The organism is Streptomyces sp. Tue6028 (assembly GCF_002300165.1).
Classification (GTDB): domain Bacteria; phylum Actinomycetota; class Actinomycetes; order Streptomycetales; family Streptomycetaceae; genus Streptomyces; species Streptomyces siamensis.
On sequence record NZ_MLCE01000009.1, the window covers coordinates 132,986 to 139,529 of the forward strand.

The window sequence follows — 6,544 nt, forward strand, 5'->3', positions numbered from 1 at the left end:
GTTGGTCCTTGATATACGGACTTATTCGGGCACTTGGAGACAGGTTGAGACCTTGGCGTTACCTAACAAGTAACTAGCGCTGGGAGATGGCGGCCAGCTCCCGCGCCAGTCGGCGCACCGCGCTCTCGGGGGTCTGGTGCCCGGTCAGCGCGTCGTGCACGACGGCCTGCACCACCAGGCTGACCTGGTCGTAGTGCGGGCTCTTGGGGCGCGGGGAGGCCGTCTCCACGGCGGCGCGCAGCGTCGGCAGGTAGGGGAACCGCCGGATCAGTTCGGGGTCGTCGTAGATCGAGGCGCGGACGGGCGGCAGTGCGCCGCGGGTCAGGACCTGGCGCTGGACGCGCTCACCGGTCAGGTACGCGATCAGCCGCGCGGCCGAGTCGGGATGCCGGGCATGGGTGTTGACGGCCAGGTTGGACCCGCCGAGGACGCTCCTGCCGGGACCGTCCGGTCCGGGCAGCGGTACGGCGCCGACCTTGCCGGCCACCTCGGAACCCTTGGCCGAGGCGGCGACGTACGCGTAGGGCCAGTTCCGCAGGAAGAGCAGCCGGCCGTCCTGGAAGGCCTGCTTGGACTCCTCCTCCTTGTACATCAGCGCCCGCTGCGGGATCCAGCCCTCGCGGACCCCGCGTGCGAGGAAGCCGATGCCCTCGCGGGCCGCGTCGGAGTTCACCGTGACCCGGGTGCCCTCGTCCCCGAGGATCGTGCCGCCCGCCGAGTACACCGCCTCGGCCGCGTTGACGGTGAGGCCCTCGTAGGGCAGGAACTGGCCCGCGTAGCCGTCGAGTCCGTACTTCGGCGCGATGGTCTTCGCGTCCCGCTCCAGTTCGGCCCAGGTGCGCGGCGGCGGGACGCCCTCCTTGGCCAGCACGTCCTTGCGGTACAGGAGCAGCCCGGCGTTGGTGACGTACGGGACGGCGTACAACTGCCCGTCGTAGGTGGCCGTGTCGGTCACCGGGTCCAGGAAGGTCCTCAGCGGGAAGCGGTCGCGCGGCAGCGGCCGGATCCAGCCCGCCGCCGCGAACTCGGAGGTCCAGCTGACGTCGATGTTGAGGACGTCGAAGCGGCTGCGGTCGCCTCCGCGCAGGTCGGTGGTCATCTGCGCGTGGGTCTCGTCCGCGGAGTCCGGCAGCTCGACGAGGGTGACCTTCTCACCGGGGTGGGTGCGGTTCCAGCCGTCGAGCAGCGGCCCCAGATAGCCGGTGAGGTCCCCCGCGGTGGCCAGGGTGAGCGGGCCGCGACCCGTGCCGCGCCCTTCGTCGGCCCGCGCCCCGGAGGCGACGTAACCGGTCAGGACGACAGCCATGACCAGGAGGCCCCTACCGGCGGCATGCATCCACCGCATAGGTTCCTCCCTGTACACCGGCGCCGGGCACCTTCGCCCGGAGTCAGAGGCCATGTATACCTGTTAGGTATGGGCGATACTAGGGCCTGCGGCACATTACAAGGATCCGAGGAGGAGAGCACGAGTGCGGCTGCCCCTCCTGGCCCTGCTGGCGCGTGGCCCGGCGCACGGCTATGAGCTCAAGCAGGACCTTGAGCAACTGCTGGGCTCCGCGTACCCTCAGCCGAACGTCGGCCAGGTCTATGTGACCCTCGGCCGCCTGGAGAAGTCGGGCCTGATCGAGGGCGAGGAAGTCGAGCAGTCGAGCCGGCCGAACAAAAAGATCTATCACCTCACCGACGCCGGGCGTGAGGCGCTGCGCGCCTGGTACGAGGAGACGGCGGACGAGCCACGCGTCCGGGACGAGTTCTTCATGAAGCTCGCGCTCGCACCGCAGACCGGTCTCGCCGACCAGATCGCCCTGATCAACAAGCAGCGGCGCCAGTACCTGAACACCATGCGCAATCTGTCGAAGCTCGCCGCGGCCGAGAACCGGGACAACCGCATCTCCCAGTTGCTCATCGAGGGGGCCATGCTGCATCTGCAGGCCGACCTCGACTGGCTCGAGCGCTGCCAGGAGGAGCTGGAATGAACGCCGCCGCCGATCCCGTTCCCGGGCCGCACACCACGAGCGACCCGGTTCCGCTGCTGCGGGCCGAGGGCCTGGTCAAGACGCACTACGGCGAGGGTGCCCCCGCCCATGCCGTACGCGGTGTGGACCTCGCCGTGCGCAAGGGCGAGTTCGTGGCGGTCACCGGCCCGTCCGGCGCCGGGAAGTCGACCCTGCTGCATCTGCTCGGCGGGCTCCAGCGCCCGGACGCCGGCAGCATCTGGCTGGACGGCGAGTGCACCGACGGGTACGGCGAGGCCCGCTGGGCCGTGGAGCGCCGCCGCCGCATCGGCATCGTCTTCCAGTTCTTCAACCTCGTCTCCAACCTGTCGGTCGCCGACAACGTGGAACTGCCCGCCCTGCTCGCCGGGGTCTCCCCCCGGCAGGCCCGCGCCGAACGCGAGCTGCTGCTGGACGAGCTGGGCCTGAAGGACAAGGAACGCAGCATGCCGGGCGAGCTCTCCGGCGGCGAGCAGCAGCGCGTGGCACTCGCCCGCGCCCTGGTCAACCATCCGCCGCTGCTGCTCGCCGACGAACCGGCCGGCAGCCTCGACAGCAAGGGCACCCGCGAGGTGACCCGGCTGCTGTCCCGCTTCCACCAGCGGGGCCAGACCATCGTGCTCGTCACCCATGACGCCCGCCTCGCGAGCGCCGCGGACCGGGTGATCAGTTTCTTCGACGGCCGTATCGCCGACGACGCGGAGCTCGGCGGCGCTCCCTCGCGCGCACCGGGCATATCCGGCGTGCTGGAACTGAAGGACTGAGCCGTCGTGCGGGCCACTCTGCGCTGGGCTCACGCCGATCTGCGCACACATCGCGGCGAGGCGCTGTTCATCGTCCTCGCCACCGCGGGCATCGTCGCCTCCCTGCTGCTGGCCGCCGCCCTCTTCGGGTACGCGACCAATCCGTGGCAGCGCGTCTTCAGCCAGTCGCAGGGCGCGCACGTGTGGATCCACACCGGTCCCTCCGCCGACCCGCGCAAGCTCGCGGAGGTGGACGGCGTCACGTCCGTCACGGGCCCCTATCCGACGGCCGGCGCCACCCTGGAGTCGCGCGGCACCCGCGCCTCCGTGGAGCTGCGCGGCACCGTCGAGCCCCCTGCCATCGGCCGACCGCTGCTCACCGCGGGCCGCTGGCTCGACGTCGGCGCGCCGGACGGCGTGGTGCTGGAGAGCAGCCTCGCCCGGGCGCTGTGGGCGGAGCCCGGCGACATCCTCACCCTGCCCGGCACCTCGCGGACCCTGACAGTCCGGGGCGTCGCCGACAGTGCCGAGCCCCGCTACAGCCCCGGGGAACGACCGGGTCTCGTCTGGGCGCTCCCCTCGGCGCTGCCGCGCGCCACCGGCGGCCAGGTGACGGGGCTGCGGCTGGCCGATCCCGAGGACACGGACTACGCCGTCCAGCGCGCCGTCACCCTGCTCGGCGCCGGAGCGGTCACCGAGGTCTCCGCCTGGCAGCAGGCGCGGGCCGAGGCGCAGGGCGACAACCGGCTGCTCGGCCAGGTCCTCGGCCTGTTCGGGCTGGGTGCCCTGGTCGCCGCCGGTCTCGCCGTGCACGGCGCGATCGGCACCCGGGTGCGCGGCCACCTCCGGGACATATCGGTCCTGAAGGCCATCGGGTTCACCCCCGGCCAGGTGGTGCGGATCTTCCTGCTCCAGCATGTGGCGTTCGCCCTGCTGGGCGCCGTGCTCGCGGCGGCGCTCACCGAGGGCCTGGGCAGCAGGATCCCCGGACGCCTCGGAGACGCGGTCGGCGTGTGGCAGGGACTGCCGGGGTACACGGCGGCGCTGTTCGCGGTGCCGGTCGCCGCGGTGCTGTTCATCGCCGCGACGACCGGGCTCGCGGCATGGCGGGCCGGCCGGGTGCCTCCGGTTCCGGGCCTGCGTGCCGCGGCACCGCTCGGCGGGCGGCTCTCGGGCCTGGCACGCGGGGCGCTCGGGCTACGGCTGCCGTCGGCCCTGGTCCTGGGCTGGCACAAGGCGTTCACCCGGCGGCTCCGCTCGCTGGCCACCGTCGCCCGGCTGGCGCTGCCGCTGCTGCTCATCGTGGTGGCCATGAGCGCCTGGACCACCATGGACCGCTTCCACAGCGAGCCCGAGCAGATCGGTCTCGCCGCCGGTCTCACCGTGCGGGCCGACGACAGTCTGAGCGAGTCCGGTGTCCGGGCCCTGCTGGCCCGCAATCCGCAGGTCACCGCCGTCCACCCGGGCATCGAAGTGGCGGCACTGGCGCCCGGCCAGACGGGCACGATCGCGCTGCGCGGGCTCGGCACGCATGAGCATCCCTACCCGTTCTCCCTCGCGGAGGGACGCCTCCCGAGCGGCCCCGACGAGGCCGTGGCGGGCCAGGGGCTGCTGGACCTGCTGGACGTGCGGGTCGGTGTCTGGATCCGGATGATGGTGGGCGACCGCCCGCAGATCCTGCACATCGTGGGGCGCAGCATCGAGCCGGAGAACAGCGGACGGGTCATCTCCACCTCGCTGGACTCGCTGCGCGAGAACGACCCGGAGCTGCGGCCGAGCCTCTATCTGCTCCAGCTGCGCCAGGGCGCCGACCAGCACCGTGTCGCCGCCGCGCTGACCGCGTCCGGGCACGGGCACATCGATGTGCATGAGGTGACGAACCCGGCCGACGGGCTGTCGCCGCTGCGCGCGGTCGTCGCGGGGCTGATCGCCGTACTGGCGCTGATCGGCCTCATCGAACTGCTCACCGCCATCGGCGGGACCGTGCGCGAGGGCGAGCGGGACCTGCTGGCGCTGAAGGCGATCGGGCTGACCCCGCGGCAGATCACCGCAGTCACGGTGACGGCCACCGGATGCACCGCACTGGCCGCCGTCGTCGTCGGCACGGCGCTGGGGCTGCCTCTCGCGCACTGGCTGATCGACGCCCAGGGCAGGTCGAGCGGCATCGGCGCCGGCATCGCGCGGGGGCCGTCCCCCGTCCTGCTGGTGCTGTTCGGCGTGGCCGCCGTGCTGGGTGCCGCGGCCCTCGCCGCCCTGCCCGCCGCCCGCGCCGCCCGCAGGCGGCTGGCGGACACCCTCAGCGCGGTGTCCTGAGCACGGTCAGGATCCGGACGCTCCCGGGCCGTAGGGGTACGGGGGCGGGTTCTGCGGCGTCCCCGGCGCGTAGGGGCTGCCCTGCGGGTTCGGCGCGTACGGGTGTCCCTGGGGCGGGAACGGGACGTACGGGGACCCCTGCGGCGGGTGCGGGGCGTACGGCCGGCCGGGCGGCGGTGCGAACCCGCCGGACGGTGGGTATGCGGGCGGCTGCGCGGGGCGCGGCGTCGGCAGCGTGGCGGGATGCGCGCCCAGCCGGATCCCGTACCGGCGGCGCAGCCGGCTCATCTCCAGCACCGCGATGGCCGTGACCGTCACCGGCGCGCCCAGGATGAAGACGATGCCCATCGTGAAGCTGAGCCCGTGCAGATCACCGGTGACCAGGTCGGGGATGGCCATCAGCCAGGTCGTCACCGTGGCCAGCAGCGGCGGCAGACAGCGGTGCACGGCGGCGGATCCGAAGAAGTTCCCCGACACCTGCACCGCGCCGTAGGCCACGAGGCCGGTCAGCCACATGGCCGACAGACCGACCACGAGCAGCGCGGCCATGCCGAGCGAGGTGGACAGCTGCCACAGGAAGACCGTGAAGACCACCGTGCCGATGAAGAACAGCAGCAGCTTGAGCGAGTTGACCAAGGGGGTCCTGAGCTGGCGCACGGTTCCCGTGCGCCGCCACACGAAGAGCATCACGCCCACGGTCAGGGGCGTGATGAACAGCAGCACGGCGGACGCCGTGAGCATGTTCTCGAGCACTTCCGTGAAGTCGAACTTGCCCTGCACGAAGGTGTACACGCCGAACGCGGCGATCGCTCCCGCGATGACGCGTACGCGCTTGAGCCGCTCCACGGACGGGTCGAGGGACTCCGGGATCCACGCCGGGTGGAACAGCGCCTTCGCCACCTGCTTGGGTTGCAGGACCGATCTCGCCGACAGCCGCTCGCTCGTCCAACGTCCACGCGTGCCGGCCAACGTCCACTCCCCCGAGTCATCGCCTGCATGATCGCCCGGGGATTCTACGGGAAGCGGACGGACTCCCGCCGCCCGCTTCCCGCGATCCGGTGTGCCCTACCGTCCGCGCAGCTCGCGGTACTTGGCGACGAGGGCCTGCGTCGACGCGTCCAGACCGGGGACGTCGGTGCCTTCGGTCAGGGCGGGTTCGATCTTCTTGGCGAGGACCTTGCCGAGTTCGACGCCCCACTGGTCGAAGGAGTCGATGTTCCAGACGGCGCCCTGGACGAACACCTTGTGCTCGTACAGGGCGATCAGCTGGCCCAGGACGGAGGGGGTGAGTTCGCGCGCGAGGATGGTGGTGGTGGGGTGGTTGCCGCGGAACGTCTTGTGCGGGACCAGTTCCTCGGGCACGCCCTCGGCGCGGACCTCGTCGGGGGTCTTGCCGAACGCGAGTGCCTGGGTCTGCGCGAAGAAGTTCGCCATCAGCAGGTCGTGCTGGGCGACCAGACCGGGCTGGAGGTCGTCCACCGGGTCGGCGAACCC

The 6,544-nt window shown here is 72.1% G+C and carries 5 protein-coding genes and 1 pseudogene; 3 read left to right on the top strand and 3 right to left on the bottom strand.

The features are described from left to right. Positions 1-73 precede the first annotated feature (73 nt). Positions 74-1,345: an ABC transporter substrate-binding protein gene (locus tag BKI49_RS08160; protein ID WP_095933536.1), complete on the bottom strand. Its 1,272-nt coding sequence runs from the start codon at positions 1,343-1,345 to the stop codon at positions 74-76. 124 nt (positions 1,346-1,469) lie between these two features. Between BKI49_RS08160 and BKI49_RS08165 the strand changes: the two genes are divergently transcribed. Genes BKI49_RS08165 through BKI49_RS08175 form a run of 3 tightly spaced genes read left to right on the top strand, consistent with a single transcriptional unit; the run spans position 1,470 to position 5,050 of the window. After that, complete coding sequence (locus tag BKI49_RS08165) at positions 1,470-1,976, top strand: PadR family transcriptional regulator (protein ID WP_028803429.1); 507 nt, start codon at positions 1,470-1,472, stop codon at positions 1,974-1,976. Then, on the top strand, positions 1,973-2,758 hold the full coding sequence (locus BKI49_RS08170; RefSeq protein WP_095933537.1) for an ABC transporter ATP-binding protein: 786 nt from the start codon (positions 1,973-1,975) through the stop codon (positions 2,756-2,758). The genes BKI49_RS08165 and BKI49_RS08170 overlap by 4 nt, the downstream gene beginning before the upstream one ends. Before the next feature lie 6 nt (positions 2,759-2,764). Beyond that, on the top strand, positions 2,765-5,050 hold the full coding sequence (locus tag BKI49_RS08175) for an ABC transporter permease (RefSeq protein WP_095933538.1): 2,286 nt from the start codon (positions 2,765-2,767) through the stop codon (positions 5,048-5,050). Positions 5,051-5,056: 6 nt separating this feature from the next. Here BKI49_RS08175 and BKI49_RS08180 read toward each other — a convergent pair whose 3' ends face one another. Both BKI49_RS08180 and BKI49_RS08185 read right to left on the bottom strand, forming a co-directional pair. Continuing rightward, a complete protein-coding gene (locus BKI49_RS08180) occupies positions 5,057-6,019 on the bottom strand; it encodes a hypothetical protein (protein ID WP_095933539.1) in 963 nt (320 codons plus the stop codon). Positions 6,020-6,115: 96 nt separating this feature from the next. Next, a pseudogene (locus tag BKI49_RS08185) lies at positions 6,116-6,544 on the bottom strand (glucose-6-phosphate isomerase); the annotation flags it as partial.